Below are 26,001 nucleotides of genomic sequence, written 5' to 3' on the forward strand. Positions count from 1 at the left end.
CATGGGAGATGCCCGAATTGCCTCGCGGCGAGCCGCCGCATTCGCCGTCTGGTATTTGCGGGCCGTCGCGTTCGTGAATTTCCTCAGTGCCGTCTGGGTCTCTCTGGGGCAGGACGTGCGGCGACACAACCAGGAGAACTTCTTCACCCCCTATCTACTCACCGCCGGCTTCGCCTCCGGGGTGTTCACGGCGTTCCTCGCCATCACCATGCGGCGCCGCAAACGCGCCGCATGGATCCTCAACCTCGCCCTGGCCGGCTCGTTCCTCACGCTGTTCGCCTTCGCGATGACGTTCCCCGAGATCCGGCAGTACGCCCAGAACTGGATCTCGCTCGCCCTCACCGCCGCCTTCGTCGCCGCGCTGCTGGCCGGGCGGCGGGAGTTCTACGCGAAGGGCGACCGCTCGAACCCCAGGCTCGCCGCCGCCGTCGCGGTGGGCGGCACCCTGGTCGCCTCGCTGCTCGCCGCGCTGCTGGTGACGGTCACCAACCAGGCACCGGACGCGGCCAGTTCGACGTTCCTGGAGCGCTGGCGCTACGGCACCCTGCGGCTCGTCTCCGTCGCCGTCGACGAGTCCCGCTTCCCCGGGATCGACGCACCGAACTGGGTCAACGTCGCCATCAACGTGCTCAGCACGATCCTCGTCCTCGCCGTCTTCTACGCCGCCTTCCGCTCCCGGAGGGCCGTCGACCCGCTCACCGAGGACGACGAGAAGCGGCTGCGGGAGCTGCTGGAGCGGCAGGGCGAGCGGGACTCGCTCGGTTACTTCGCGCTGCGGCGGGAGAAGAGCGTCGTGTGGTCGCCGACCTGCAAGGCGGCCGTCGCGTACCGGGTCGTCGGGGGCGTCTCGCTGGCGTCCGGTGATCCGATCGGCGACCCGGAGGCCTGGCCGGGCGCCATCGAGCCGTGGCTCGCCGAGGCACGCGCGCACGGATGGATCCCGGCCGTGATGGGGGCGAGCGAGGAGGCCGGGACGGTGTACGCGCGGCACGGCCTGGACGCCCTGGAACTCGGCGACGAGGCCCTGGTGGAGGTCGCCGACTTCACCCTCGACGGACGGGCCATGCGCACCGTGCGGCAGGCGTACAACCGGGTGAAGCGGGCTGGGTACACGGTACGTATCCGGCGGCACGAGGATATTCCGGACGAGGAGATGGCGTATCTGCTGAAGCGGGCCGACGACTGGCGCGACGGGGCCACCGAGCGCGGGTTCAGCATGGCGCTGGGGCGGCTCGGCGACCCGGAGGACGGGCGGTGCGTGATGCTCGAATGCACCGACGGCGACGGCGGGTTGAGAGCGCTGCTGTCCTTCGTGCCGTGGGGTCCGCACGGGCTCTCCCTGGACCTGATGCGGCGGGACCGCGACTCCGACAACGGCCTGATGGAGTTCATGGTCATCGAGCTGCTGCGGCGCGCCCGAGAGATCGAGATCACGCAGGTCTCGCTCAACTTCGCGATGTTCCGTTCGGTCTTCGAACGTGGTGCACGCCTCGGCGCCGGGCCGGTGCTGAGGCTGTGGCGCTCGCTCCTCAGCTTCTTCTCGCGCTGGTGGCAGATCGAGTCGCTGTACCGCGCCAACGCCAAGTACCGGCCCATCTGGGAGCCGCGGTTCCTGCTCTTCGAGAAGAGCGCGGACCTGCCGCGCATCGGCATCGCATCCGCCCGCGCGGAGGGGTTCCTCGAGGCACCCGGCATGCCGAAGTGGCTGTACCGCAAGCACCTGGAGACGCACAGATGAGGATCGCCGGATGAACAGGCTCGCCCGCTGGGCCCGTGCCGAATGGGGATTCCTGTACGTCACGGTGCGTGAGCCGCTGCTGAAGCGGCGCTGGCGGGCGATCCCGATGACTCTCGGGGCGGTGGTGCTGACGGCGGCCATACAGCTCGTGCAGAACCAGTCGTGGGGCTACCGGTTCGTGGAGAACACCGGGGGCGTGCGCGCCGAGGACCCGCTGTGGCTGTCGCTGCTGCGCACTCCCCTGTCGCTGTTCGTCCCGGCCCTCGACCTCCCGGTGTGGGGGGCGCTCGCGCAGATCCTGTTCGTCTTCGGCGTCGCGGAGATCTGCCTCGGCCGCTGGCGCACGCTCGTCATCGCCTACTCCGCCACGCTCGCCGGCACGCTCTACGCCCGCCTCGGCATCTGGCTGGGCTTCGACAACGCGTTCGGGCTGCCTTCCTCGGACGCCGGGGTGGTGGACACCGGCCCGTCGGCGGCGGTGGTGGGCCTCGCCGTGTTCCTCGGCTGGCGCTACGGCGCGTACGTCACGGCGTGCGCGGTGACGGCGGCGATGGCGGTCGAGGTGCTCCTGAAGGGGAATCTCGCCGGCAAGGAACACATGGCGGCGATCGCGGCGGTGGGGGTGCTGTGCTTCATCTCGGCGGTGCGGCATCGTCACCGGCCTACGGTGCGGATCGGCTCGGGCTCGGGTTTTCCGCGTGTGAGATCGTGACTGCTGCGCCGTCGTGGTTGGTCGCGCCCACGCGGCGGTAGCCGCAGATCGAATACAGCCCCGCGCCCCTTCGGGCGCGGCCACCTCACCGCCCCAGGGAACGATCCGGCACCGGGTCGGGCTTGCCGCCCAGGAGGTCCTGGAGTCTACGGCGGGGACCCGCCCACCGGCGGTCGTGGCGATAGGCCCGCAGCGTGGACTTCGCCCGGGCCCGCGGCCGCCGGCGGTAGAAGCGTCTGGCCCAGTAGGAGCCGGGGCGGGCGAGCCGGACCAGACCGATCAGACCGATGAACGGGACGATCACGCTGAAGATCGCCATCCGCGCCTTGCCCTTGCTGAGGACGGCCAGCGAGAACAGGAAGTTGAACACCACGGTCGAGATCACGCTCCCCCGGTCGTGCAGCTCCTGCTGACTCATGTCGTTGACGCCGAACGGCGAGAACCCCGAGAGCACCAGCCCCACCAGGGCCGCCGTGAGCACGACGACCTCGACGCTCTTGCGGCCCTCCTCGGTCCAGTAGACGTCGTCGAGGTGCAGGATCAGCGCGAACTCGTCGAGGACCAGCCCGGCCCCCATGCCGAAGAGGACCGCGAAGACGGCCGCGCCGAAGCCGTACCGGCCGCTGGCCACCGCCCCGAAGCCGCCGACGACGATCAGGGCGACGCCGGGCACGACGTGATGGATGTGCAGCCCGCCCGCCTTGACGTTGCCGAAGGGCCCCTTGCCGGCCCGGATGAGACGGGTGACGGCCCGGGTGATCAGGAACGTCAGCACAAACGCGGTGAGGGCGAGCAGCAGCGGCAACTTGCCGGGCTCGACGATGTTGCGATGCAACCAATGTCCCATATGCGCACTGTATCCACGGCCGCCTCGGCCCTCCCCCGGACCGCCCGGTAACCTGCGCCGGTGCTCAAGACCCCCTGGCCGGACGGCCTCCGTTTCGCCTTCGGCACCCTCACCGTGCTCCCGGTGAAGGTGACCCGCTGGGACCGGGACGCCGCGCGCGGCGGCATGCTCTGCGCACCGCTCGCCGGGCTGGTCGTCGGCGGGTGCGCGGCCCTGGCCGGTGTGGTGCTGCTGGCGCTGGGCGCGGGTGCGCTGCTCGCCGCCGTCGCCTCCGCCGCCGTACCCGCCGTCCTCACCCGTGGTCTGCATCTGGACGGGCTCGCGGACACCGCGGACGGGCTCGGCAGCGGGAAGCCCGCCGAGGACGCGTTGCGGATCATGAAGCAGTCGGACATCGGGCCGTTCGGGGTGATCACGCTCGTCCTCGTGCTGCTCGCGCAGGTGGCCGCGCTGGCTCAGGCGTACGGCGACTCGTGGGCCCGGGGTGCGCTCGCCGCCGTCGTCTCGGCGACGGCCGCGCGGCTGGCGCTCACCCTGGCCGCGCGCACGGGGGTGCCGGCCGCCCGCCCCGAGGGGCTGGGAGCGGCGGTCGCGGGCGTGGTGCCGGTGCGGGCTGCGGTGGTCGCGGCGGCGGTCGCGACCGGTGCCGCGGCCGCGGGGGGCACGCTCCTCGGGACGTACGACGTGGTCCGTACGGCGGCCGCGGTCCTCGCCTCCCTCGCCGTCGCCGAACTCCTGCTCCGCCACTGCACGCGGCGCTTCGGCGGGGTCACCGGCGATGTGTTCGGGGGGCTCGCCGAGACGGCCGCGACGGTCGCGCTCGTGGTGCTGTCGCTGGGGCAGTAGTCTCTTCCGCCGTACACGGACAAATGATCGTGATCGGGGGATGTTCGTGCCGAAGCTTCGTCGTGCCGGAGCCTGGTTCATCGACTTCGCGCTGGTGCTCACACTCGCGTACCTGCTCGCCGCCCTGACCTTCCACCGGATATCCGCGCTGGTCACCGACGTGCCCGAGCTCGCCACCCATGGTGGGTTCGACCTGCTGACCTCGCAGGGCGACGTGGTCGGCGCCTCGGAGACCCTCGGGCTTTCGCTGTGGCACCGGGCCGTGCTCGACGTCGAGGAGGCCTTCGGGATGCTGATCGTGGCGACGTTCCTCTACCAGTGGGGCTGTCTCGCCCTCGCCGGACGGACCCTCGGCAAGGGGCTGCTCGGGCTGCGGGTCACCCCGAACGCCCCCTCCCGGGCCGCGGTCCGCGCCGCGGTCACCACGGCCGCCGACATCGCCGTCTACGCCGTCGCCTGCATCCTGCTGGTCGAGGGGCAGTTCCTGCTGTCGGTGCTGGTGTGGGCGCTGGCCGTCGCCGTCTTCCTGCTCAACGCGCTGCCGGTCCTCGCCCCCGCCCGCCGCTCCCTCGCCGACCGGCTGGCGGGCACGGCGGTCACCGCGCTCGGGGTCAGCACGCCCGCCGCCACACCCCCAGTTCGTACTTTTTGAGCATCGAGCTGAGCTTCAGCCGACGCGACTGGGCGCAGAAGCGGCTGGTCGGCAGCTCGTACTCGACGTGGAAGACGGCCTTGCCGGCCTTGATGAAGGGCAACACGTCGGCGCATTCGCCGTACTGGGCGCACTGTTCGTTGACCGCGAAGTCGAAGTCGCCCACCAGCTGCGGGATCTGATCGAGGTCGTTCTTCAGGCCGACCGCCATGCCCCGGTCGTGGGCCAGCCTCGCGATCAGGCGGTTGTAGCGGAGCTGGTCGGCGGCCTTGAGCGGGAAGCCGGTGGTGTTCTTGTAGCCGTCCATGTTGTCCGGCTCCACCGCGTCGAAGCCCTTCTCGCGGCACATGTCGAAGCGGGCCGCCATCAGCGGCTCCAGTACGTCGGTGCGGCGGATGTCGAGCCAGCGCTCGCCCTTCCAGCCGTTGCCCCTGCCGAGCACCGACTTCGGGAACCTGGTCGCGTCCGGGCGCCAGTCCTCCCAGGCACCGGTGGAGAGGTAGCAGATCGCCTTGCGGCCCTTGTCGTGCAGGGTGGTGACCGTGGCCTTCGGCTGGTCGAAGCCGTCGATGTCGTAGACCGGCACGTCGACGGAGGTGTCGACGCGGCCGCTGAGCTGCCACTGCCAGGCCACGCCGGGGCGCGGCTGCCAACGCCCGCCGGACGGCTCGGAGTCGGGCGCATCGGTGCAGCCCGCCGCCGACAGGAGCAGGGCGAGCAGGAGTATCGGGCGTTTCAACGAACGGGCTCCAGGATGCGGGGAAGTGTTCCCCACGGATGATCTCCGATGCCGGGCGCCGCGCGGTACTCCGAGGCCCCGTTCGCAGCCGGACGTCCGGGCCACACACGCGTAGGCTCATCCCGAGTGTTCGCCGTACCGGGGAAGGCCCCGCTGAGACCGCACCCTGAGGCCGGATCTAGGGTCGGCTGTGGGCCCGGTCGACCCACACAGATCGACCACAGAAACTTCACATTGGAAGCGAGAATTCACCACCGTGACTGCTCTCACTCTCAGCACCGCCGCGGCGCCCGGTCTTCGGGCCGACGCGATCGTGATCGGTGTGGCCAAGGGCGCGAGGGGCCCGGTCGTCGCACCGGGCGCCGAGGCCGTGGACAAGGCGTATGACGGCAGGCTCGCCGGCGTCCTGGAGACCCTCGGTGCCTCCGGCGCCGAGGGCGAGGTGACGAAGCTGCCGGCGCCGTCCGGCTTCAAGGCCCCGCTCGTGGTGGCGGTGGGCCTGGGCGCGGAGCCCGAGAAGGACTCCGGGTATGACGCCGAAGCTCTGCGCAAGGCCGCCGGTGCCGCGGCCCGCGCCCTCACCGGAGCCAAGAAGGCCGCGTTCGCCCTCCCCGTCGGGGATGCCGCCGACGTCGGCGCGATCGGCGAGGGCGTGCTGCTCGGCGCCTACTCCTTCGACGCCTACAAGGACAACGGCAAGGACCCGAAGGCCAGGAACGGCAAGGCCCCCCTCACCGAGGCCTCCGTCCTGGGCGCCAAGCCCCGCGACAAGGAGCACAAGGCGGCCGTCGAGCGCGCCACCGCCGTCGCCGAGGAGCTCAACCGCGCCCGCGACCTGATCAACACCCCGCCGAACGACCTCGACCCGGAGGCGTTCGCGGCCGTCGCGACGGCGGCGGCCAAGGAGCACGGCATCAAGGTGCAGGTGCTCGACGTGAAGGCCCTGGAGAAGGGCGGCTACGGCGGCATCCTCGGCGTCGGTGCCGGTTCGGCGGCGGGTCCGCGGCTGGTGAAGCTGTCGTACTCCTCCGGCAAGGCGAAGAAGCACCTCGCGTTCGTCGGCAAGGGCATCACCTACGACTCGGGCGGCATCTCGCTGAAGCCGGCCGGCCACAACGAGACGATGAAGTGCGACATGAGCGGGGCGGCCGCCGTCTTCGCCGCCGTGGTCGCCGCCGCGCGCCTGGGCCTGGAGGTGAACGTCACCGGCTGGCTGGCGCTCGCCGAGAACATGCCGTCGGGTTCCGCCACCCGTCCCGGTGACGTGCTGCGCATGTACAGCGGCAAGACGGTCGAGGTCCTCAACACCGACGCCGAGGGCCGGCTGGTCCTCGCGGACGCGCTGTGGGCGGCCTCGCAGGAGAAGCCGGACGCCATCGTCGATGTCGCGACCCTCACCGGCGCGATGGTGCTGGCGCTGGGCAGCCGGACGTTCGGGATCATGGCGAACGACGACGCGTTCCGCTCCGCCGTGCACGAGGCGGCCGAGGAGGTCGGCGAGCCGGCCTGGCAGATGCCGCTGCCGGAGCACCTGCGCAAGGGCATGGACTCCCCCACCGCCGACATCGCGAACATGGGCGAGCGGATGGGCGGCGGCCTGGTCGCCGGTCTCTTCCTGCGCGAGTTCGTGGGCGAGGGGATCACCTGGGCGCACCTCGACATCGCGGGGCCCGCCTTCAACGAGGGCGGACCGTTCGGTTACACGCCGAAGGGCGGTACGGGGACGGCGGTGCGGACGCTGGTACGGCTCGCGGAGCTCACCGCGGCCGGCGACCTCGGGTGAGGTTGCTCTGCTGGGTCATTCCGGGGGACAACCCCCGGGCCCCCGGCAGAAAAGCAGGTCGGCCCGGATGACCGGTGCGGATGTCGCGAGGCAGACCTGAGTGAACCAGAGGGGGCTCCGCGCGCGGGTAGGGCGGAGCCCCCTCGTTCATGCGCCTCACCCATCCGCTCAACTGAACGTGGGACGTCTCACACACCGGCCCGGCGTCTCGTTGCCCCTCGACAAGTGCGAAGATGGGGCACGGCAGGACAGGGCCCCCATCACAGGGCCGAAGAAAGAGCGGCCGGACACCAGCCGCCGACCGGTCGCGGACGACCGGCGTGGCGCACATGCATGGAGGACGTGACGTGGCGAACGACGCCAGCACCGTTTTCGACCTAGTGATCCTCGGCGGTGGTAGCGGTGGTTACGCCGCGGCGCTGCGCGGGGCCCAGCTGGGCCTGGACGTCGCCCTGATCGAGAAGGACAAGGTCGGCGGTACCTGCCTGCACCGGGGGTGCATCCCCACCAAGGCCCTGCTGCACGCGGGCGAGATCGCCGACCAGGCCCGCGAGAGCGAGCAGTTCGGCGTCAAGGCCACCTTCGAGGGCATCGACGTACCGGCTGTCCACAAGTACAAGGACGGCGTGATCGCCGGTCTGTACAAGGGCCTGCAGGGTCTCATCGCGTCCCGCAAGGTGACGTACATCGAGGGTGAGGGCCGGCTCTCCTCCCCCACCTCCGTCGACGTGAACGGCCGCCGCGTCCAGGGCCGCCACGTGCTCCTCGCGACCGGCTCCGTGCCGAAGTCGCTGCCGGGCCTGGAGATCGACGGCAACCGCATCATCTCCTCGGACCACGCCCTCGTCCTGGACCGCGTGCCGAAGTCGGCGATCGTCCTCGGCGGCGGCGTCATCGGTGTCGAGTTCGCCTCCGCCTGGAAGTCCTTCGGCTCGGACATCACCGTCATCGAGGGCCTCAAGCACCTCGTCCCGGTCGAGGACGAGAACTCCTCCAAGCTTCTTGAGCGCGCGTTCCGCAAGCGCGGCATCAAGTTCAACCTGGGCACCTTCTTCTCGAAGGCCGAGTACACCGCCGAAGGCGTCAAGGTCACCCTGGCCGACGGCAAGGAGTTCGAGGCCGAGATCCTGCTGGTCGCGGTGGGCCGCGGCCCGGTCTCCGCCGGTCTGGGCTACGAGGAGCAGGGCGTCGCGATGGACCGCGGCTACGTCCTGGTCGACGAGTACATGCGGACGAACGTCCCGACCATCTCCGCCGTCGGTGACCTGGTCCCGACGCTCCAGCTCGCGCACGTCGGCTTCGCCGAGGGCATCCTGGTGGCGGAGCGTCTGGCCGGTCTCAAGACCGTCCCGATCGACTACGACGGCGTGCCGCGGGTGACGTACTGCCACCCCGAGGTCGCCTCCGTGGGCATCACCGAGGCCAAGGCCAAGGAGATCTACGGTGCGGACAAGGTCGTCGCTCTGAAGTACAACCTCGCGGGCAACGGCAAGAGCAAGATCCTCAACACCGCGGGCGAGATCAAGCTCGTCCAGGTGAAGGACGGTGCCGTGGTCGGCGTCCACATGGTCGGCGACCGCATGGGTGAGCAGGTCGGCGAGGCCCAGCTGATCTACAACTGGGAAGCGCTGCCCGCCGAGGTCGCCCAGCTCATCCACGCCCACCCGACCCAGAACGAGGCGATGGGCGAGGCCCACCTGGCCCTGGCCGGCAAGCCCCTTCACTCGCACGACTGATCCCTCGGTCGACGAAGCGACTCCGCGACGAACGCAGACTTCCGCACTTTCCGTAAGGAGCAACCGAAACCATGGCGGTTTCCGTAACCCTTCCGGCGCTCGGCGAGAGCGTCACCGAGGGCACTGTCACTCGCTGGCTGAAGGCCGAGGGCGAGCGCGTCGAGGCCGACGAGCCGCTGCTCGAGGTCTCGACCGACAAGGTCGACACCGAGATCCCCTCCCCTGCTGCCGGTGTCCTGGCGTCCATCAAGGTCGCCGAGGACGAGACCGTTGAGGTCGGCGCCGAGCTGGCCGTCATCGACGACGGCACGGGCGCGCCCGCTGCCGCCCCGGCCCCCGCCGCTGCCGAGGCTCCAGCTCCGGCCGCCGAGGCCCCCGCCCCGGCGCCGGCCGCCCAGCCCTCCACCGAGCAGGCCGCGCCCGCCCCGGCTCCCACCGCCGAGGCCGCCGCCGGCGCCGGCTCCGCCGAGGGCACGGACGTGGTCCTGCCCGCGCTCGGTGAGTCCGTCACCGAGGGCACCGTCACCCGCTGGCTGAAGTCGGTCGGCGACTCCGTCGAGGCCGACGAGCCGCTGCTCGAGGTCTCCACGGACAAGGTCGACACCGAGATCCCGGCGCCCACCTCCGGTGTGCTGCTCGAGATCACGGTCGGCGAGGACGAGACCGCCGAGGTCGGCGCCAAGCTCGCCGTCATCGGCGCTCCCGGTGCCGCTCCGGCGGCCGCCCCGGCCCCCGCCGCCCCGGCCCCGGCCCCCGCCGCCGCTGCTCCGGCTCCGGCTCCGGCTCCGGCTGCCCCCGTGGCTCCGCCGGCCCCGGCGCCGGCTCCCGCGCCCGCCCCGGTCGCCGCTGCTCCGGCCGCTCCCGCACCGGCTCCCGCTCCGGCCGCTCCGGCTCCGGTCGCCCCGGCCGCGCCCGCGCCCGCCGCGGGTGCCACCGACGAGGGCGCCTACGTCACCCCGCTGGTGCGCAAGCTCGCCTCCGAGAACGGCGTCGACCTGGCCGGCGTCAAGGGCACCGGCGTCGGAGGCCGTATCCGCAAGCAGGACGTCATCGCCGCCGCCGAGGCCGCGAAGGCCGCCGCCGCTGCTCCGGCTCCGGCCGCCGCCGCTCCGGCTGCCGCCAAGAAGGCGCCGACGCTGGAGGCTTCGCCTCTGCGTGGCCAGACCGTCAAGATGCCGCGCATCCGCAAGGTCATCGGCGACAACATGGTCAAGGCGCTGCACGAGCAGGCGCAGCTGTCCTCGGTCGTCGAGGTCGACGTCACCCGTCTGATGAAGTTGCGCGCCCGGGCCAAGGACGCGTTCGCGGCCCGCGAGGGCGTCAAGCTCTCCCCGATGCCGTTCTTCGTGAAGGCGGCGGCCCAGGCGCTGAAGGCCCACGCGCCCATCAACGCCAAGATCAACGAGGGCGAAGGCACGATCACCTACTTCGACACCGAGAACATCGGTATCGCGGTGGACTCCGAGAAGGGCCTGATGACCCCGGTCATCAAGCACGCCGGTGACCTCAACCTCGCCGGTATCGCCAAGGCCACGGCCGACCTGGCGGGCAAGGTCCGCGCCAACAAGATCACGCCCGACGAGCTGTCCGGCGCGACCTTCACCATCTCCAACACCGGTTCGCGCGGTGCGCTCTTCGACACGATCATCGTGCCGCCGGGCCAGGTCGCGATCCTCGGCATCGGTGCCACGGTCAAGCGCCCGGCGGTCATCGAGACCGAGGAGGGCACGGTCATCGGCGTCCGCGACATGACCTACCTGACCCTCTCCTACGACCACCGTCTGGTGGACGGCGCCGACGCGGCCCGTTACCTGACCGCGGTCAAGGCGATCCTGGAGGCGGGCGAGTTCGAGGTCGAGCTCGGCCTCTGACCTCCCTGTCAGTCCGTACGGCGCCCCGCCCGGATTCTCTCCGGGCGGGGCGCCGTCGCATGTGCAGCAGAGGGCTGACCGCACCGCCCCAAAGGGGCGCGGGGCCGGATCGACTTGCGGCTCCGCCGCGTGGGCGCGATCAACCACGGACAACCCGCACCCGCGGAACAACAGTCGAGCCCGAGCTCATCGGCGCCGCCGCCCGCCGCCGGAGGTGTAAGTCTCGTCTCACCTGCATGAAAGCGCCCCCGTGCGCCCCTCCCGAACGGGCCCCCGGCCTTATTGTCTAAACGTCAAACGCCCCAGGGGCCGATGGGCGGCCCCTCCCTAAGGAGCTCTCATGACCGCGCCCGTCGTCCACTCGCTGCGCGAACAGATCCGCGAGCACATCGTGGAGGGGATCGTCAGCGGGCGCTGGAAGCCGGGCGAGCGGATCGTGGAGCGACGGATCGCGACCGAGCTGGAGGTCAGCCAGACGCCGGTGCGGGAGGCGCTGCGCGAGCTGGAGTCGCTGCGGCTGATCGAGTCGGCGCCGAACAAGGGCGTGCGGGTGCGGAACCTGACGGCGGCCGACCTGGAGGAGAGCTACCCGGTCCGGGCCGGCCTGGAGGCGATCGCGGCGGAGCTGGCGGCGGAGAGGCTGGCGGAGGACTGCTCGGCCCTGGAGCCGCACGTCCTCGCGCTGTACGAGGCCGACCGCAACGCCGACGGCACGGGCCAGGTACGGCACACGGTCGGCTTCCACCGCGAGCTGGTGCGGGCCGCGGACAACTCCGTACTGCTGCACACCTGGGAGGGCCTGGGCATCGAGGTGTTCACGGCACTGTCGATCCGCTGGCTGGGGACGGTGCAGCAGTCGTACGCGGAGGAGCACGAGGAGCTCGTCCAGGCGTTCCGGAGGCGTGACCCGAGGATCGCGGAACTGGTGAAGGCGCATGTGCTGGGGTGCGCGCCGCGGGCGTGAAACAACCGAGCATCCGTACGCTCACCTGCGGAAACACCTGAAAAATACGGCACCGGGTGCCCGCCCGAAAGGCACCGCGTGCCTACTTTCTCGTAATCGAGAAGTTTTGCCCGCAACCCTTTGATCGATCATCGATCAGGGAGTTAGAGTCTCGGCGGGCCACGCGGCGGAAGCCGCAAGGTGTCACAGCACCCAAGCCCGCCGCCCTGTCCTGCCAAAGACCAAGGGCACCCCCGAACCCTTTACCGATGAGGGAACCCCCTTCGACTGAGGAAGGCGGCGACATGACCGACCCCTACGCCATCCAGCCGAGCGAGCTCGACCAGCTCCCCGACCGGGACCCCGAGGAGACCGCCGAATGGCAGGCCTCCCTGGACGCGGTCGCCAAGGCGGCGGGCCCGCACCGTGCCGCGTATCTGATGCGCCGCACGCTGGAGCGCGCGGAGGGCAACGGCATCGCGCTGCCCAAGCTGCTCGAGACGGACTACGTCAACACCATCCCCACCGCCGCCGAGCCGGGTGTGCCCGGCGACGAGGCGATGGAGTCCCGCATCACCGCGTGGAACCGCTGGAACGCGGCCGCGATGGTGTCCCGGGGCAGCAAACACGGCGTCGGCGGCCACATCGCCACCTTCGCCTCCGCGGCCTGGCTGTACGAGACCGGCTTCAACCACTTCTTCCACGGCAAGGAGGCCGACGGCTCGGGCGACCAGCTCTACATCCAGGGCCACGCCTCCCCCGGCATCTACGCCCGTGCCTTCCTCGACGGCCGCCTGACCGAGGCGCACCTCGACAACTTCCGCCAGGAGGCGGGTGGCAACGGCCTCCCGTCGTACCCGCACCCGCGGCGCCTGCCCTGGCTGTGGGAGTTCCCGACCGTCTCCATGGGTCTCGGCCCGCTGTCGGCGATCTACCAGGCCCGCTTCAACCGCTATCTGACGGCACGCGGCATCAAGGACGTCTCGTCCTCCCACGTCTGGGCCTTCCTGGGCGACGGCGAGATGGACGAGCCGGAGTCGACGGCCGCACTGGCACTCGCGAGCCGCGAGGGTCTGGACAACCTCACCTTCGTCATCAACTGCAACCTGCAGCGCCTCGACGGCCCGGTCCGCGCGAACTTCAAGATCGTGCAGGAGCTGGAGGCCCAGTTCCGCGGCGCCGGCTGGAACGTCGTGAAGACGCTCTGGGGTACGGCCTGGGACGAGCTGTTCGCCCTCGACACGACCGGCGCGCTCGTACGCCGGCTGCGCGAGGTACCGGACGCACAGGTGCAGACGTATCAGACGCGCGACGCGGCCTACATCCGCGAGGACTTCTTCGGCAAGGACCCGGCGCTCGTCGAGATGGCGAAGCTGCTGAGCGACGACAAGATCCTCGAGTGTTTCCACCTGTCGCGCGGTGGCCACGAGGCCCGCAAGGTCTACGCCGCCTACAAGGCCGCCCTCGACCACAAGGACACCCCGACCGTCATCCTGGCCCAGACCGTCAAGGGCTTCACCCTCGGCGAGGGCTTCGCGTCGAAGAACGCCAACCACCAGATGAAGAAGCTGACGGTGGACGAGTTCAAGAAGATGCGTGATCTGCTCGAACTCCCCATCTCGGACAGCCAGTTCGTCGACGGTCAGGTGCCCTACGGCCACCCGGGCGCCGACTCCCCCGAGGTCCGTTACCTCCAGGAGCGCCGCGCCGCCCTCGGCGGCCCGGCCCCGGCCCGCCGTACACACGCACTCGCGCCGCTCCCCGCCCCCGCCGACAAGGCCTTCGCCTCCTTCGACAAGGGCTCCGGCACGCAGAACCTGGCCACCACCATGGCCTTCGTCCGCCTCATCAAGGACCTGGTCCGCGACAAGGAGACGGGCAGGCGCTGGGTGCCGATCGTCCCCGACGAGGCGCGCACCTTCGGCATGGAGTCGCTGTTCCCGTCGCTCGGGATCTACTCCCCCAAGGGCCAGACGTACGAGCCGGTCGACCGCGACCAGCTGATGTACTACAAGGAGGCCAAGAACGGCCAGATCCTCAACGAGGGGATCACCGAGGCCGGTTCGATGGCCGACTTCATCGCCGCGTCCACCGCGTACTCCACGCACGGCGAAGCGATGATCCCGTTCTACATCTTCTACTCGATGTTCGGCTGGCAGCGCACCGCCGACCAGATGTGGCAGCTCGGCGACCAGCTCGGCCGCGGCTTCCTGGTCGGCGCGACGGCCGGCCGTACGACGCTGACGGGCGAGGGCCTGCAGCACGCCGACGGCCACTCGCCGGTGATCGCCGCGACGAACCCGGCGGCGCTGACGTACGACCCGGCGTTCGCGTACGAGGTGGCGACGATCGTCAAGGACGGTCTGCGCCGCATGTACGGCGAGGCGGCGCCGGGCGAGGACCCGAACGTCTTCTACTACCTCACCGTCTACAACGAGCCGCTGCCGCAGCCCGCGAAGCCGGCCGGTCTCGGCATCGACGAGGGCATCGTCAAGGGCCTGTACCGCTTCAACACGGCGGAGTCGGCGGGGCTTTCGCCGGTGGCCAACGCCCCCCGCATCCAGCTGCTGGGCTCCGGCACGGCGATCCACTGGGTGATCGAGGCGCAGAAGCTGCTCGCGCAGGAGTGGGGCATCGCGGCCGACGTCTGGTCGGCGACCTCCTGGACGGAACTGCGCCGCGACGCACTGGAGGCCGACGCGGCCCTGCTGCGCGGCGAGGAGCGTGTCCCCTACGTCCGGCAGGCGCTGCACGGCGCCGAGGGCCCGGTGCTGGCCGTCTCCGACTACATGCGGCAGGTCCCGGACCAGATCGCGCAGTGGGTGGACCAGGACTACTCCTCGCTCGGTGCCGACGGCTTCGGCCTCTCGGACACCCGCGAGGCGGCCCGCCGCCACTTCGGCGTCGACGCCCGGTCGATCGTCGTGGCGGCCCTGGCCCAGCTGGCCCGCCGCGGCGAGGTGAAGGCGACCGCCGTGAAGGAAGCCCGGGAGAAGTACGGGCTGTAGGCCCGCGGTGCCGAAGGGGCCCCCGGCGGTTGACGCCCGGGGTCCCTTCACCGTTTCCCGGTCGCTTTTCGGCTGCGGGCCGGTGGGGGTCGTTCGCGCCCACGCGGCGGAGCCGCATGTCGATACAGCCCCGCGCCCCTAAAAAAACACGTCGGCTCAGCTGCCCCGTTCTTGAGGGGCGCGGGGCTGTGTTGAACATGCGGCTACCGCCGCGTGGGCGCGACCAGCCGCATCCGGGCCCGCACCCGGCGGCGCACCCCACCCGCAGAGCCTCGGCAGAATGAACGCATGCGTGCCGCCCGCCTCATCAAGATGGTGCTCCTCCTGCAGTCCCGGCCCTCCATGACCGCCGCCGAACTGGCGCGGGAGCTCGAGGTGTCCGAGCGGACCGTGACACGGGATGCGCAGGCGCTGTCGGAGGCAGGGGTCCCGGTGTACGCGGACCGGGGCCGGGCCGGCGGCTACCGGCTCATCGGCGGCTACCGCACCCGGCTGACCGGGCTGGCGCGCGGTGAGGCCGAGGCGCTGTTCCTGTCCGGTGTGCCGGGGGCGCTGCGGGAGATGGGGCTGGAGGACGCGGCCTCGGCGGCCCGGCTGAAGGTGTCGGCGGCACTGCTCCCCTCCCTGCGAGACGCCTCGAAGACCGCTGCGCAGCGCTTCCATCTGGACGCGCCGAACTGGTTCACGGAGCCGAAGGCACCCGAGCTGCTGCCCGCCGTCGCGGACGCAGTGTGGGACGACCGCCGGATCACCGCGGGCTACCGGAGCCGGGAGGCCGAGGTGGAGCGGGAGCTGGAGCCGTACGGGCTCGTGCTCAAGGCGGGGGTCTGGTACGTGTGCGCACGGGTGGCGGAGGGCCAGGGGCCCTACCGCGTCTACCGGATCGACCGGTTCACCGCGGTGGCTGCCGCCGAGGAGCGTTTCGTCCGCGACGAGGAATTCGATCTTCCCGGCTTCTGGGCGGAACAGGCCGAGCGGTTCGCGCGGTCGATCCTGCGGGCCGAGGTCGTCGTGCGGCTGTCGGCGGCGGGGGCGCGGAGGCTGCCGTACGCCGTCGATCCCGCCTCCGCCCGGGAGGCGCTGGCGGCCGCCGGTGCCCCGGACGAGGGCGGCCTGCTGACGGTGACGCTCCCCGTGGAGTCCGAGGAGGTCGCCCATGCGCAGCTCGCGGGGCTCGGTCCGGAGGTGGAGGTGCTGGCGCCGGACAGCCTGCGGGCGCGTTTCGCCGACGACGCGCTACGACTCGGCCTGCTGTACGGGACATAACAATCCGTCGCACTCCACGTGCGCCCCACCGGCCCAGGGCCGATGCTGGACCCGTGATGGAAGAGTCGGAGTTCTGGGAGCTGGTGGACGCCGCCCGCGAGGCCGCCGAGGGCGACCCCGAGGAGCAGGCGGACCTGCTGGTGGAGCGGCTTCTGGAGCTCGATCCGGAGACGGTCCTGGACTTCGCCCGTCATTTCGAGTCGCGCTACAACCGGGCGTACAGCTGGGATCTGTGGGGCGCGGCCTGGGTGCTGCTCGACGGGGCGAGCGACGACGCGTTCGACTTCTTCCGGTGCTGGCTGATCGGCCAGGGACGGGAGGTCTACGAAGGAGCCGTGCACCAGCCCGACTCGCTGGCCGACCTCCTGGACGACTTCGACGAGGAGATCGACGGGGACGGGGAGGAACTGGGGTACACGGCGGACGAGGCCTACGAGCAGCTCACCGGCACCGTCGCCCCCGACCTGGGCATCCCGGCCGCGGCCTCCGAGCCGGAGGGCACACCGCTCGACTTCGAGAACGAGCGGGTGCTGGCGGAGCGCTACCCCAAGCTGTGGGAACGGTTCCGGGAGTGACGTTTCACCGGTTCACTGGGACCAGCGGTCCGGTGGGACCGGTTCGAGGAGGGGGACCATGGCTCGAATCCCGTACCCGGAGCGACCGTCCGACGCCGTCGCCCGGCTGCCCGTGCCGCTCAACGCCTTCCGCATGCTCTCGCACGCACCGCCGCTGACCGGCCCGGCGATCGAGCTGGGCCTGGCCGTGCTGCGCGAGTCGACGCTCCCGGTCCGGTTGCGCGAGCTGGTCGTGATGGCGGTCGCGACCGCCACGCAGTGCGAGTACGGGTCCGTCCAGCACCGTCCGATCGCCCTGGACGCGGGGGTGACGCCCGAGCAGCTGGCGGCGGTCGCCGAACGGCGGGCCGACGGGCCGGAGTTCGGCGAGACGGAGTCGGCGGCGCTGACCGCGGCCTTCGAGCTGGTGTCCCGGCACACCCTGTCCGAGACCACTCTGGCGGCTCTCCGCGCCTGCTTCACCGACCGGCAGGTGATCGAGATCGTCACCACGACCGGCTACTACGTCATGCTGGCAGGCCTCTTGAACGGACTCGCCGTGGATGTCGACCCGTCCGGGGAACGGTTCCTGGGGCTGGTCAACGGCGACCCCGGCTGAGGAATCACGCCGTCCTCCGCCGGACCGTGTCCGAGGGGAGGTACGCCTGCGTCTGGGCGGCCTTCACCGCGTGGTGCATCGGCGCGGCGTTGGCCTGGTCGAGCGCGGACGCGGTGACGGCTGCCGGGCCCAGGACGACGGCCGCGGCCGCGCAGAGCGCCGCCCAGGGGCCACGGGTGGCCCGGGAACGGCTCTCGGTCTTGTGCGTGGTGCTGTGGTGACTGTTCACTTCTTCCCCACCTCCAGTCAGTGCGTGTGCATGACGATAGGGAGAGCGCCTCGGGAGGATCCATGAGGCGGCTGAGAGGAACCTGTGAGGCCATGACCAGCCCGTACGTAAGGGAGCTCACGCGCGAGGAACACCTGGCCCACCTGCGGCAGCACCCCGACGCGAGCCACCTCCAGATTCCCGAGTGGGGCGAGGTGAAGCCCGACTGGCAGGCGGAGAGCGTCGGTTGGTTCGACGGCAGGTACATGGTCGCCGCGGCCCTCGTGCTGTACCGGCCGCTGCCCGGCACCCGGCGCTGCCTCGCCTATCTCCCCGACGGGCCCGCGATCGACTGGCACAACCCTCGTCTGGAACGCCTGCTGGACCCGCTCGTCGCCCATGTCGAGGAGCGCGGGGCGTTCTCGCTCCGGATCGGACCACCCCTTGTCGTACGCCACTGGGAAGCGGCCGGCGTGGCGGCGGGCATCGCCGACCCCGACGTACGACATCTGCACGATCTGCCGGCGGACGGCCTCGACGGGTACGCGCTGGACGTGGCGGAGCGGCTGGGGCGGCTCGGGTGGCGGCGGTGCGAGGACGACGAAGGCAGCGGCTTCGGTCTTGGCCAGCCGCGCTACGGCTGCCACATACCGCTCGCGGGGCGCTCGGTGGACGATTTGCGCGGGGCGCTGGCACCGCACTGGGAGCGGTCCCTGCGGACGTCCGAGCTGGGCGGCGTGCGCGTCGGCTGGGGTGCGGCCGCCGACCTGCCCGAGTTCCACCGTCTGTACACCGCGACCGCCGCCCGCGACGGCTTCAAGGCCCGCCCGCTCGACTACTTCCGGCGCATGTGGAAGGCGCTGAACGCCGAGGACGACGACCGGCTGCGGCTGTATCTCGCCGAGTACGACGGCGAGGTGCTCTCCGCCGCGCTCATGATCAACGTCGGCTCCCGCGCCTGGCACTCCTACGCCGCATCGGGCCGCCGGGGGCGTGAACTGCGGCCCAGCAGCGCGCTGTTGTGGCGGATGCTCTGCGACGCGCGGGCGGCGGGGGCCGCGACGTACGACCTGCGCTCCGTCACTCCTGTGCTGACCGAGGACCGGCTGCTGAACCGGCTCCGTTTCAAGACGGGCGCGGGCGGCCGGGCGGTGGAGTACCTCGGGGAGTGGAAGCTGCCGGTGGGCAGCCAGGGCAGGGTGTTGCAGCGGGCGCTGGGGGCGTATCTCGGGCGCAGGTGAGGGAGCGCTCCGCCGTCTGTGCCGATGTACGTGCGCCGGGATGGGCCGTCATTCGTCCACGGCACCATCGTGGCTGTTCGCGCCCACGCGGCGGCGCCGCATACGGATACCGCCCCGCGCCCCTTCAGGACGCCGGCTACGGCGTGCGCCCCTGCAGCCGCGCCGCCAGCTGTCTGATCGCAGGGAGGCGGGCGGTGAGGGCCCTGCCGGGGCAGCTCGTCATGAACGCCTCCGTGTGGCCGGCGAGGGCGGGGAAGGTGGCGGTGCTGCCGGACGGGTAGCGGCTGAGGCTGTTGCTGGAGACCAGGCGCACCTCGGCGCGCGGGTCGATGTCGGCGAGCCCCAGTTTCCAGGCGGCGAGGGCGGCCATCGCGTCGGTCATGGCCTTCGGGACGGTGGCGCCCGCGGTGAAGGTGCCGAGGGCCGCGATGCCGGTGGTGCGGTGGTTGAAGCCCTGGGTGTGGGCGCCGGTGACGGGGCGGTCCGTGCCGCCCGCGCGGCCCTCGTAGATGGTGCCGCAGCGGTCGACGAGGAAGTTGTAGCCGATGTCGTCCCAGTTCCGGGCACCGGTCTGGCCTGCGTAGAGGTAGCGGATGATGCGGGGCGCGTCGGCGCAGTCGTAGTCGTTCGGCGAGTCGGTGTGGTGGACGAAGACCGCTACGACCTTGTCGTCGTAGCGCGGGGGCGGCTGGGCGTGCCGGGCGAGGGAGTCCAGCCAGGCCGACCGGGGCACGATCTGCGGCCTGGCCGCGGTGTGCGGCGCGGCGGGGCGGGCCGCGACCGGCGGCCGGGACTTCGCGCGCGGGTGTCCGATGCCGTCCGCGCACAGGACCAGTCCGAGGGCGGCGGCGAGTCCGGGCAGACAGGCGAGCAGCACGCTCGGGACACGGGACCGTGTCGATGTCCGGCTCCGCCGCGCGGGCGCGGCGCGTGCGTCCCGGGGCTTTCGCGATCTTCGGACGCGCATGACCCCACTCTCGGCCGGATCCGCCCCGTCCGCGATGTGTGCTGTGCCACCCGGTGGAACCATCGTCCTGGTCCGGGGCGTTTCTCCTGATGCACGCACGCGTGGCCGGCTCGGAGCTCCACGCGCGCGTGGCTGATCACTGGGCCCGTCCCGCGCGTACTAAGAGGTCTGAGAGAAAGGCGGCTCTGTGGACCTGCTCGACATCCTGCTGTTGCTGGTGGTCGTGGCCTACGCGGCATCGGGCTACCGGCGCGGACTGGTGGCCGGCTGTGTCTCGCTCGCCGGGTTCGTCGGTGGCGCGGTGCTCGGCGTGTGGATCCTGCCCTGGATGATGGACCTGGTGACGGCGGGGACGACCCGGGCGACCGTGACCGCGGTACTGACCGTGCTGCTCCCGGCCGTGGTGGGGCACGAGCTGGCGGGGCGCCTCGCGCTCAGGCTGCGCCGGGAGCTGGACCGGGGGCCGCTCAGGGTGGCCGACGGGGTCGGCGGGGCCGCGGCCAACTCCGTCGCCGTGCTGATCGTGGCCTGGGTCGCCGCGAGCGTCCTGGGTGCTTCCTCGTCGCCGCTGCTCACGACCGCGATCCGGGACTCAGCGCTGCTCGGCGCCGTACAGAACGCCATGCCGGACACCACGCCCACCTGGTTCTCCCGGGCCACCTCGGCGCTCACCCAGGCGGGCTTCCCCCAGGTGTTCAACCCGTTCGAGAACGAGTCGACGGCCGAGGTCGCCAAGCCCACCGGCGACAGCGTCACGCCGAGCGCCACGAACGCGGCCAAGCGCAGCACGGTGAAGATCGAGGGCGTCTCCGGCAACCAGGGCCGCGAGGGCAGCGGGTTCGTGTACGCGCGCGACCATGTGATGACCAACGCGCACGTGGTGGCCGGTATCGACGACCCGAGCGTCCGGATCGGCGGGGTCGGGCGGTCGTACGAGGCACGGGTGGTGCTCTTCGACCCCGACAGGGACGTGGCGGTGCTGTATGTGCCCGGACTGAACGCGCCGGTGCTGAGGTTCGACGAGAGCGCCAGGCGCGGTGACTCGGCGGTGGTGGCCGGCTATCCGCAGGACGGCGACCTCAACCTCCAGGCGGCGACCGTCGCGAACCGGGTGCGGGCGACCGGCCAGAACATCTACAGCGACGCGACGGTGACCCGCGAGATCTACTCGATCCGCTCGACCGTCCGCCCGGGCAACTCCGGCGGCCCGCTGCTGACGACCGCCGGCCGGGTCTACGGCGTCGTCTTCGCCCGCTCGACGTCCGACAACGAGACGGGTTACGTCCTGACGGCGGCCGAGGTCGCCTCCGACGCCGGGCGCGCGGCGAACGCGACGGCATCGGTGGACACGGGCGACCTGGTCACGTCCTAGCGCGGGCGGTCAGAGACTGCGCCCCATGAGAACGTCGTCCACGTACTCGCCCGCCAGCAGGAACTCCTCGGGCAGGACCCCCTCGACCACGAACCCCTCGGCCTCGTAGAGCCCCCGGGCCGGGGTGTTGTGGCCGAGGACGCGCAGCGTGAGCCGGCGGGCGCCCTGACGGCGGGCCTCCTCCCGCACCGCCCGCAGCAGCGCCCGCCCGACTCCGGCGCCGCGTGCCGTCTCGGCGACGACGAGCCCCTGGATCTGCCGGACGTGTGCGTTGCAGACGAGGGGGGTCGGACGGCCCAGGCGGACATAGCCGACGAGTTCCCCGTCGAGCTCCGCGACCAGATGGTCCCGGGGCCCGAACCGCTCGTTGTAGAAGGGCTCGTACGGCGGTTGGGGGCGCGACTGCACGGAGTGCAGCGGAGACCAGGCGACACGGTCGAGGCGCCCCAGCGTCTCCTCGTCGTCGAGGGTTGCGTGGCGTATGAACGGAACCGGCATGACAGCCACCTTATGAGTCCCCCGAGCAGAATGGGCCCATGGAACGTTCCCGAATCGCGGTGGCCGGTGCGTCCGGGCTCATCGGTGGCGCCCTGGTGCGGTCCTTGACCGCCGACGGGCACGAGGTGGTGCGGCTGGTGCGCCGGGCGCCCCGGGCGAAGGACGAGGTCCGGTGGGACCCGGAGGGCAAGAGCCTCGATCCGGCCGTTCTCGCCGGGTGTGACGTCGTGGTGAACCTCGCGGGCGCCGGCGTGGGCGACCACCGCTGGACGGACGCGTACAAGACCCGGATCCGGCGCAGCCGGGTGCTCGGCACCGCCGCCCTGGCCGAGGCGATCGCCGAACTGGACGAGAAGCCAGGGGTGTTCGTGAACGGCAGCGCGATGGGGTACTACGGCGAGACCGGCGACCGGGCGGTCGACGAGAGCGCGCCGCCCGGGGCTGGTTTCCTGCCCGAGCTGTGCGTGGAGTGGGAGGGCGCCGCGGCCCCCGCCCAGGAGGCGGGCGTACGGACCGTGTTCACCCGGACGGGTCTGGTGGTGGCCCGCGGCGGCGGCGCCTGGGGCCGGCTGTTCCCGCTGTTCAGGGCGGGCCTCGGGGGACGCATGGGCGACGGCCGCCAGTACTGGTCGTACATCGCGCTGCACGACGAGGTGGCCGCGATCCGCCATCTCATCGACACCGACGGCCTGTCCGGGCCGTTCAACCTCACCGCCCCGCACCCGCTGACGAACCGTGAGATCACCGCGGCCATGGGGCGCGTGCTGCACCGGCCGACACTGTTCACCGTGCCCGCCCCGGTACTGCGGACGGTGCTCGGCGAGATGGCCGGGGACGTGCTGGGCAGCGCCCGGGTGCTGCCCGGGCGGCTGCTGGAGTCCGGCTTCACGTTCACGTTCCCGGACATCGAAGGGGCGCTGACGGCCGCGCTCGCGGAGCCGTAGGGCCCAGGCGCCCGGGACCACCGCGACCACCGCGACCACCGCGACCACCGCGACCACCGCGACCACCGCGACCACGACACGCGTACCGCACCGGCCGACACTGTTCACCATGCCCGCACCCATACTGCGGACCACGCTCGGCGACATGGCCGGGGACGTGCCGGCCAGCGCCCGGGTGCTGCCCGGGCGGCTGCTGGAGTCCGGCTTCACGTTCACGTTCCCGGACATCGAAGGGGCGCTGACGGCCGCGCTCGCGGAGCCGCAGGGCGGAGGCGCCCCGGAGGCGCAGTAAGGAAGGCGCGACCATATGCGACCGCTGTGCGACCGTGCTCTGTTCATGCGCGACTGTTCTTGACCGATCGCAGCCCTACCCTCGACCCGAACTCGGGTATCCCTGGAGCCAGTTGGGGGCATGACGTCTCCACCGGCCGCGCAACCTCGAGGAGGGGCACGTGCTTGAGCCCGCGTACCAGGCGGACGTCGTGATCGTGGGAGCCGGGGTCGCCGGCCTCTCCGCGGCGCATCGGCTGACCAGCGCAGGAGTGACGACCGCGGTCCTGGAGGCCGCCCCTTGCGTGGGCGGCCGCATGTCGACGGAGAAGGTCGACGGGTTCCGGCTCGACCGGATCGGTCAGCTGCTGTCCACGGCGTATCCCGAGCTACGGCTGACACCAGGGCTGGACGCGCTCGTGCTGCGCGCCTTCGCCCCCGGCGTCCTGCTGCACAGCGACGGACGCCACCACCGCGCGGGCGCCCCGGCGGCCGCGGGGGGCGCAAGGGGCGCACTCCACGCTGTACGCGCCCTGGCAAGCGCCCCCACCAGGAGCGCCCCCCGGGCCACCGACCCACTCGGCACCGCCGTGGACCAGGCCCGCCTGGGCACCGCCCTGTCCCGGCTCGCCACAATCCCCGTCGAACGCCTGCTGTCCCGCCCGGAGTTGCCCGCCACCCAGGCCCTGACGGCCCGCGGTGTCCCGGCCCGCACGGTCGACAGCTTCCTGCGCCCGCTGCTGGCCGCCCTGCTCTGCGACCCCGAACTGACCACCTCCAGCCGGTGCGCCGACCTCGCGCTGCGCGCCTTCGCCTGCGGGCACCTGTGCCTGCCGGAGGGCGGCGCCGAGATGCTCCCGGAGCTGCTCGCACGAGCGCTGCCGCCGGGCACGGTCCACACCGGCGTCCGGGTCACCTCGGTCTCGACCAGCGCGGTCACGACCGCCGAGCACGGCGAGATCCGCTGCCGCGCCGTACTCCTCGCGACCGACGCACGCGCCGCGGCCGACCTGCTGCCGGGCCTGCGAGTACCGGACTTCCATCCGCTGACGGTCCTTCACCACACCACGGACGAGCCGCCGGCCACCGGCGCGGCCCTCCTCCTGGACGCCGACCGCGGCGGCCCGGTCGCCCACACCGCGGTGGTCAGCGCGGTGGACCCCAGCCGGGCCCCCGCGGGCCGGGCCCTCATCTCCTCCACCGTCCTCGGCCCGCCCCCGCCGGAACTCGACACCGCCGTCCGCATGCACCTCTCCCGCCTCTACGGCACCCCCACCACCCGCTGGGAAACCCTCGCCGTCCACCACACCCCCGAGGCCGTCCCCGCCATGCGCCCCCCACACGACCTACGGCGCCCAGTACGCCTCCTGGCGGGCCTCTACGTCTGCGGCGACCACCGGGACACCAGCACGGTCCAGGGAGCCCTCCACTCGGCCCACAGGGCCGCAACGGCGATCCTGACGGACCTGGGAGCAGCGGGCTCGATGCACAGGGCGGACCCACCGAGCAGCGCAGTCGAGCAGGCGGCCTGAGCAGGCGCCCCAAAGCGGCGCGGGGCTGTGTCGATATGCGGCTCCGCCGCGTGGGCGCCGGCAACCACAACGAACGCACGCACGGCATCCAACAGTCGAAGTCACGGCGCTACCCCGCCTAGCCCAGCGCGGCGACCTTGTCGCGATACCCCCGCACGGGCGCCGCATCCTTGTACGGCTCCAACCGCCGCTCGAACTCCCGCACATACTCAACCGCCCGCACAGACCGCATCTCAACCGCAGCCCCCGCCGCCTCCGCCCCCAGCGCACAAGCCTGGTCAAGCTCGCCCAGCCCCAGGCGGGCGGAGGCAAGCACCACCCGGCAGAACAGCCGGCTCCGCGCATACGCAGGCGCACGCAACTGCAGCGACCGCTCCGCATGCTGCGCAGCCGCGCGGAACTGCTGCAGATCCCGATGGGCGTGCCCGAACTCGTCGGCGAGCTGCGCCTCGTCGAAGAACCGCGCCCAGAACGGCACTTCGTCACCGGATCGTGCGGCCTCCAGGGCCCGCTCGGCCCGTACCAGCGAGGCGGTGCAGTTGCGCACCTCGCCGAGCACTCCGTGCCCGCGCGCCTCGGCCGAGTGCAGCAGCGACTGCACGACGGGCGGGGCGTTGGTCCCGACGCCCTGCTGGGCGACCCGCGCCAGCTGCACGGCTTCCCGCCCGTGGCCGAGATAGACGGCCTGGCGGCTCATGGTGACCAGCACATAGGAGCCGTACGCCCGGTCCCCCGCCGCCTGGGAAAGCCGCAGGGCCTGCACGAAGTACCGCTGCGCGAGGCCGTGCGCGGCGATGTCGTACGACGTCCATCCGGCGAGCCGGGTCAGGTCGGCGGCGGCGGCGAACAGCCGGCGGCCCGTCTGCTCGCCGTAGGTGCCGCGCAGCATCGGCTCGCACTCGTGCTCCAGGTAGCGGACGAGGGCCTGGCGGGCGTGGCCGCCGCCGTACTTGTCGTCGAGGGTGCGGAACAGTTCGCCGACCGAGCGGAGTGCGGCGATGTCGCCGGCGGTGACCTTCTGGCCGGGGCCGCGGTCGGCCTGGCCGCGCTGGCGGGGCACCACCGGGCGGCCCTGGGCGGGGACGCGTGCGGGCTGTTCGCCGCGGGCGACCTTGTCGTCGGCGCGGCCGATCAGCCAGTCCCGGCTGGGCACGACCAGACCGGCGGGCGTGAACGCGATCTTGCGGAGTTCGGCGTGCGAACCGGAGTCCTTGCGCCACAGGCCGCCGACGATGTCGACGGCCTCCTCGGGCGTGGCGGCGAACTCCAGCCCGGCGTACACCGGCGCACAGGCGTCGAGGCCGAGGTCCTGGGCGGTGAGGCGGCGGCCGAGGCGGCGGGTGAAGACCTCGGCGATCAGGGCGGGAGTGGTGCCGCGAGGCTGCTGCCCGCGCAGCCAGCGGGTGACCGACGTCTTGTCGTATCTCAGATCAAGCCCGTGTTCGAGGCCGAGCTGGTCGACTCGGCGGGCGAGACCCGCGTTGGAGAACCCGGCTTCTGCGATGAGCGCGGCGAGCTGGCGGTTGGGAGTGCGCTGCGCGGGTCGTTCCGTCATCTGCGGTGCGGTCTCCTGCCTTTCGGGCCTCCAGGGACCGTGTCGGCCCGCTGTGCCCGGATTGCCTGTGAGCAGCCCTTATGGCCTCTGTGAACGGCGC

The 26,001-nt window shown here is 71.9% G+C and carries 22 protein-coding genes and 1 pseudogene; 17 read left to right on the forward strand and 6 right to left on the reverse strand.

Annotated features, from left to right (window positions below; translation table 11 throughout):
• Position 1: 1 nt before the first annotated feature.
• Positions 2–1,738, forward strand: a complete 1,737-nt coding sequence (locus LJ657_RS11170) for a phosphatidylglycerol lysyltransferase domain-containing protein (protein WP_232648280.1) — start codon at positions 2–4, stop codon at positions 1,736–1,738.
• A gap of 10 nt (positions 1,739–1,748) precedes the next feature.
• Positions 1,749–2,450: a hypothetical protein gene (locus LJ657_RS11175; RefSeq protein ID WP_232648281.1), complete on the forward strand. Its 702-nt coding sequence runs from the start codon at positions 1,749–1,751 to the stop codon at positions 2,448–2,450.
• 85 nt (positions 2,451–2,535) lie between these two features.
• On the opposite strand, the gene LJ657_RS11180 is transcribed toward LJ657_RS11175, so the two are convergent.
• Positions 2,536–3,297: a hypothetical protein gene (locus LJ657_RS11180; RefSeq protein WP_232648282.1), complete on the reverse strand. Its 762-nt coding sequence runs from the start codon at positions 3,295–3,297 to the stop codon at positions 2,536–2,538.
• Between the two features lie 60 nt (positions 3,298–3,357).
• On the opposite strand from LJ657_RS11180, the gene LJ657_RS11185 reads away from it, so the two are divergent.
• Positions 3,358–4,143 carry an adenosylcobinamide-GDP ribazoletransferase gene (locus tag LJ657_RS11185; RefSeq protein ID WP_232648283.1) on the forward strand — a complete coding sequence of 262 codons (786 nt, stop codon included), beginning with the start codon at positions 3,358–3,360 and terminating at the stop codon, positions 4,141–4,143.
• Positions 4,144–4,189: 46 nt separating this feature from the next.
• Complete coding sequence (locus LJ657_RS11190; RefSeq protein ID WP_232648284.1) at positions 4,190–4,795, forward strand: RDD family protein; 606 nt, start codon at positions 4,190–4,192, stop codon at positions 4,793–4,795.
• Here the strand turns inward: LJ657_RS11190 and LJ657_RS11195 are convergent.
• Positions 4,755–5,534, reverse strand: a complete 780-nt coding sequence (locus LJ657_RS11195; protein WP_232648285.1) for an endo alpha-1,4 polygalactosaminidase — start codon at positions 5,532–5,534, stop codon at positions 4,755–4,757. The genes LJ657_RS11190 and LJ657_RS11195 overlap by 41 nt on opposite strands.
• Before the next feature lie 256 nt (positions 5,535–5,790).
• On the opposite strand from LJ657_RS11195, the gene LJ657_RS11200 reads away from it, so the two are divergent.
• The 8 genes from LJ657_RS11200 to LJ657_RS11235 all read left to right on the forward strand — a co-directional run bounded on the left by LJ657_RS11200 (position 5,791) and on the right by LJ657_RS11235 (position 17,314).
• A complete protein-coding gene (locus LJ657_RS11200) occupies positions 5,791–7,317 on the forward strand; it encodes a leucyl aminopeptidase (RefSeq protein WP_232648286.1) in 1,527 nt (508 codons plus the stop codon).
• 347 nt (positions 7,318–7,664) lie between these two features.
• A complete protein-coding gene (lpdA, locus tag LJ657_RS11205; RefSeq protein ID WP_232648287.1) occupies positions 7,665–9,053 on the forward strand; it encodes a dihydrolipoyl dehydrogenase in 1,389 nt (462 codons plus the stop codon).
• Positions 9,054–9,124: 71 nt separating this feature from the next.
• Positions 9,125–10,924 (forward strand): 2-oxoglutarate dehydrogenase, E2 component, dihydrolipoamide succinyltransferase, encoded by a 1,800-nt coding sequence (gene sucB, locus LJ657_RS11210; RefSeq protein WP_232648288.1) that lies wholly within the window; start codon positions 9,125–9,127, stop codon positions 10,922–10,924.
• Between the two features lie 340 nt (positions 10,925–11,264).
• Positions 11,265–11,888 carry a GntR family transcriptional regulator gene (locus LJ657_RS11215; protein ID WP_232648289.1) on the forward strand — a complete coding sequence of 208 codons (624 nt, stop codon included), beginning with the start codon at positions 11,265–11,267 and terminating at the stop codon, positions 11,886–11,888.
• A gap of 284 nt (positions 11,889–12,172) precedes the next feature.
• Complete coding sequence (gene aceE / locus LJ657_RS11220; protein ID WP_232648290.1) at positions 12,173–14,875, forward strand: pyruvate dehydrogenase (acetyl-transferring), homodimeric type; 2,703 nt, start codon at positions 12,173–12,175, stop codon at positions 14,873–14,875.
• 288 nt (positions 14,876–15,163) lie between these two features.
• Positions 15,164–16,141: a helix-turn-helix transcriptional regulator gene (locus tag LJ657_RS11225; protein WP_232648291.1), complete on the forward strand. Its 978-nt coding sequence runs from the start codon at positions 15,164–15,166 to the stop codon at positions 16,139–16,141.
• A gap of 56 nt (positions 16,142–16,197) precedes the next feature.
• Positions 16,198–16,716, forward strand: coding sequence for a DUF4240 domain-containing protein (locus LJ657_RS11230; RefSeq protein ID WP_232648427.1), 519 nt, complete (start codon positions 16,198–16,200; stop codon positions 16,714–16,716).
• 58 nt (positions 16,717–16,774) lie between these two features.
• Positions 16,775–17,314 (forward strand): carboxymuconolactone decarboxylase family protein, encoded by a 540-nt coding sequence (locus tag LJ657_RS11235; RefSeq protein ID WP_232648292.1) that lies wholly within the window; start codon positions 16,775–16,777, stop codon positions 17,312–17,314.
• Positions 17,315–17,318: 4 nt separating this feature from the next.
• Here the strand turns inward: LJ657_RS11235 and LJ657_RS11240 are convergent, their stop codons facing one another.
• Positions 17,319–17,543 (reverse strand): hypothetical protein, encoded by a 225-nt coding sequence (locus LJ657_RS11240; protein WP_232648293.1) that lies wholly within the window; start codon positions 17,541–17,543, stop codon positions 17,319–17,321.
• A gap of 92 nt (positions 17,544–17,635) precedes the next feature.
• On the opposite strand from LJ657_RS11240, the gene LJ657_RS11245 reads away from it, so the two are divergent.
• Positions 17,636–18,763, forward strand: a complete 1,128-nt coding sequence (locus LJ657_RS11245) for a lipid II:glycine glycyltransferase FemX (protein WP_232648294.1) — start codon at positions 17,636–17,638, stop codon at positions 18,761–18,763.
• A 136-nt stretch (positions 18,764–18,899) separates the two neighbouring features.
• Here LJ657_RS11245 and LJ657_RS11250 read toward each other — a convergent pair whose 3' ends face one another.
• Positions 18,900–19,640: a peptidoglycan recognition protein family protein gene (locus LJ657_RS11250; protein WP_232648295.1), complete on the reverse strand. Its 741-nt coding sequence runs from the start codon at positions 19,638–19,640 to the stop codon at positions 18,900–18,902.
• Positions 19,641–19,917: 277 nt separating this feature from the next.
• Between LJ657_RS11250 and LJ657_RS11255 the strand changes: the two genes are divergently transcribed.
• Positions 19,918–21,102, forward strand: a complete 1,185-nt coding sequence (locus tag LJ657_RS11255; RefSeq protein WP_232648296.1) for a MarP family serine protease — start codon at positions 19,918–19,920, stop codon at positions 21,100–21,102.
• A 9-nt stretch (positions 21,103–21,111) separates the two neighbouring features.
• Here the strand turns inward: LJ657_RS11255 and LJ657_RS11260 are convergent, their stop codons facing one another.
• On the reverse strand, positions 21,112–21,600 hold the full coding sequence (locus LJ657_RS11260) for a GNAT family N-acetyltransferase (protein WP_232648297.1): 489 nt from the start codon (positions 21,598–21,600) through the stop codon (positions 21,112–21,114).
• Positions 21,601–21,638: 38 nt separating this feature from the next.
• On the opposite strand from LJ657_RS11260, the gene LJ657_RS11265 reads away from it, so the two are divergent.
• The 3 genes and pseudogenes from LJ657_RS11265 to LJ657_RS11275 all read left to right on the forward strand — a co-directional run bounded on the left by LJ657_RS11265 (position 21,639) and on the right by LJ657_RS11275 (position 24,346).
• Complete coding sequence (locus tag LJ657_RS11265; RefSeq protein WP_232648298.1) at positions 21,639–22,544, forward strand: TIGR01777 family oxidoreductase; 906 nt, start codon at positions 21,639–21,641, stop codon at positions 22,542–22,544.
• Positions 22,545–22,623: 79 nt separating this feature from the next.
• Positions 22,624–22,836 (forward strand): annotated as a pseudogene (locus LJ657_RS11270) (DUF1731 domain-containing protein); the annotation flags it as partial.
• 160 nt (positions 22,837–22,996) lie between these two features.
• Positions 22,997–24,346, forward strand: a complete 1,350-nt coding sequence (locus LJ657_RS11275; protein WP_232648299.1) for an NAD(P)/FAD-dependent oxidoreductase — start codon at positions 22,997–22,999, stop codon at positions 24,344–24,346.
• A gap of 118 nt (positions 24,347–24,464) precedes the next feature.
• Here the strand turns inward: LJ657_RS11275 and LJ657_RS11280 are convergent, their stop codons facing one another.
• Positions 24,465–25,901: an NsdA family TPR-like regulatory protein gene (locus LJ657_RS11280; RefSeq protein WP_232648300.1), complete on the reverse strand. Its 1,437-nt coding sequence runs from the start codon at positions 25,899–25,901 to the stop codon at positions 24,465–24,467.
• Between the last annotated feature and the right edge of the window lie 100 nt (positions 25,902–26,001).

It is taken from the genome of Streptomyces guryensis, assembly GCF_021261325.1.
Taxonomy (GTDB): domain Bacteria; phylum Actinomycetota; class Actinomycetes; order Streptomycetales; family Streptomycetaceae; genus Streptomyces; species Streptomyces guryensis.

Excerpts from the sequence above, each read along its gene's own strand:
- LJ657_RS11170 (WP_232648280.1), top strand. The coding sequence starts at position 2 with ATGGGAGATGCCCGAATTGCCTCGCGGCGAGCCGCCGCATTCGCCGTC.
- LJ657_RS11175 (WP_232648281.1), top strand. The coding sequence starts at position 1,749 with ATGAACAGGCTCGCCCGCTGGGCCCGTGCCGAATGGGGATTCCTGTAC.
- LJ657_RS11180 (WP_232648282.1), bottom strand. The coding sequence starts at position 3,297 with ATGGGACATTGGTTGCATCGCAACATCGTCGAGCCCGGCAAGTTGCCG.
- sucB (WP_232648288.1), top strand. The coding sequence starts at position 9,125 with ATGGCGGTTTCCGTAACCCTTCCGGCGCTCGGCGAGAGCGTCACCGAG.
- LJ657_RS11215 (WP_232648289.1), top strand. The coding sequence starts at position 11,265 with ATGACCGCGCCCGTCGTCCACTCGCTGCGCGAACAGATCCGCGAGCAC.
- aceE (WP_232648290.1), top strand. The coding sequence starts at position 12,173 with ATGACCGACCCCTACGCCATCCAGCCGAGCGAGCTCGACCAGCTCCCC.
- LJ657_RS11225 (WP_232648291.1), top strand. The coding sequence starts at position 15,164 with ATGCGTGCCGCCCGCCTCATCAAGATGGTGCTCCTCCTGCAGTCCCGG.
- LJ657_RS11230 (WP_232648427.1), top strand. The coding sequence starts at position 16,198 with ATGGAAGAGTCGGAGTTCTGGGAGCTGGTGGACGCCGCCCGCGAGGCC.
- LJ657_RS11235 (WP_232648292.1), top strand. The coding sequence starts at position 16,775 with ATGGCTCGAATCCCGTACCCGGAGCGACCGTCCGACGCCGTCGCCCGG.
- LJ657_RS11245 (WP_232648294.1), top strand. The coding sequence starts at position 17,636 with ATGACCAGCCCGTACGTAAGGGAGCTCACGCGCGAGGAACACCTGGCC.
- LJ657_RS11260 (WP_232648297.1), bottom strand. The coding sequence starts at position 21,600 with ATGCCGGTTCCGTTCATACGCCACGCAACCCTCGACGACGAGGAGACG.
- LJ657_RS11265 (WP_232648298.1), top strand. The coding sequence starts at position 21,639 with ATGGAACGTTCCCGAATCGCGGTGGCCGGTGCGTCCGGGCTCATCGGT.
- LJ657_RS11280 (WP_232648300.1), bottom strand. The coding sequence starts at position 25,901 with ATGACGGAACGACCCGCGCAGCGCACTCCCAACCGCCAGCTCGCCGCG.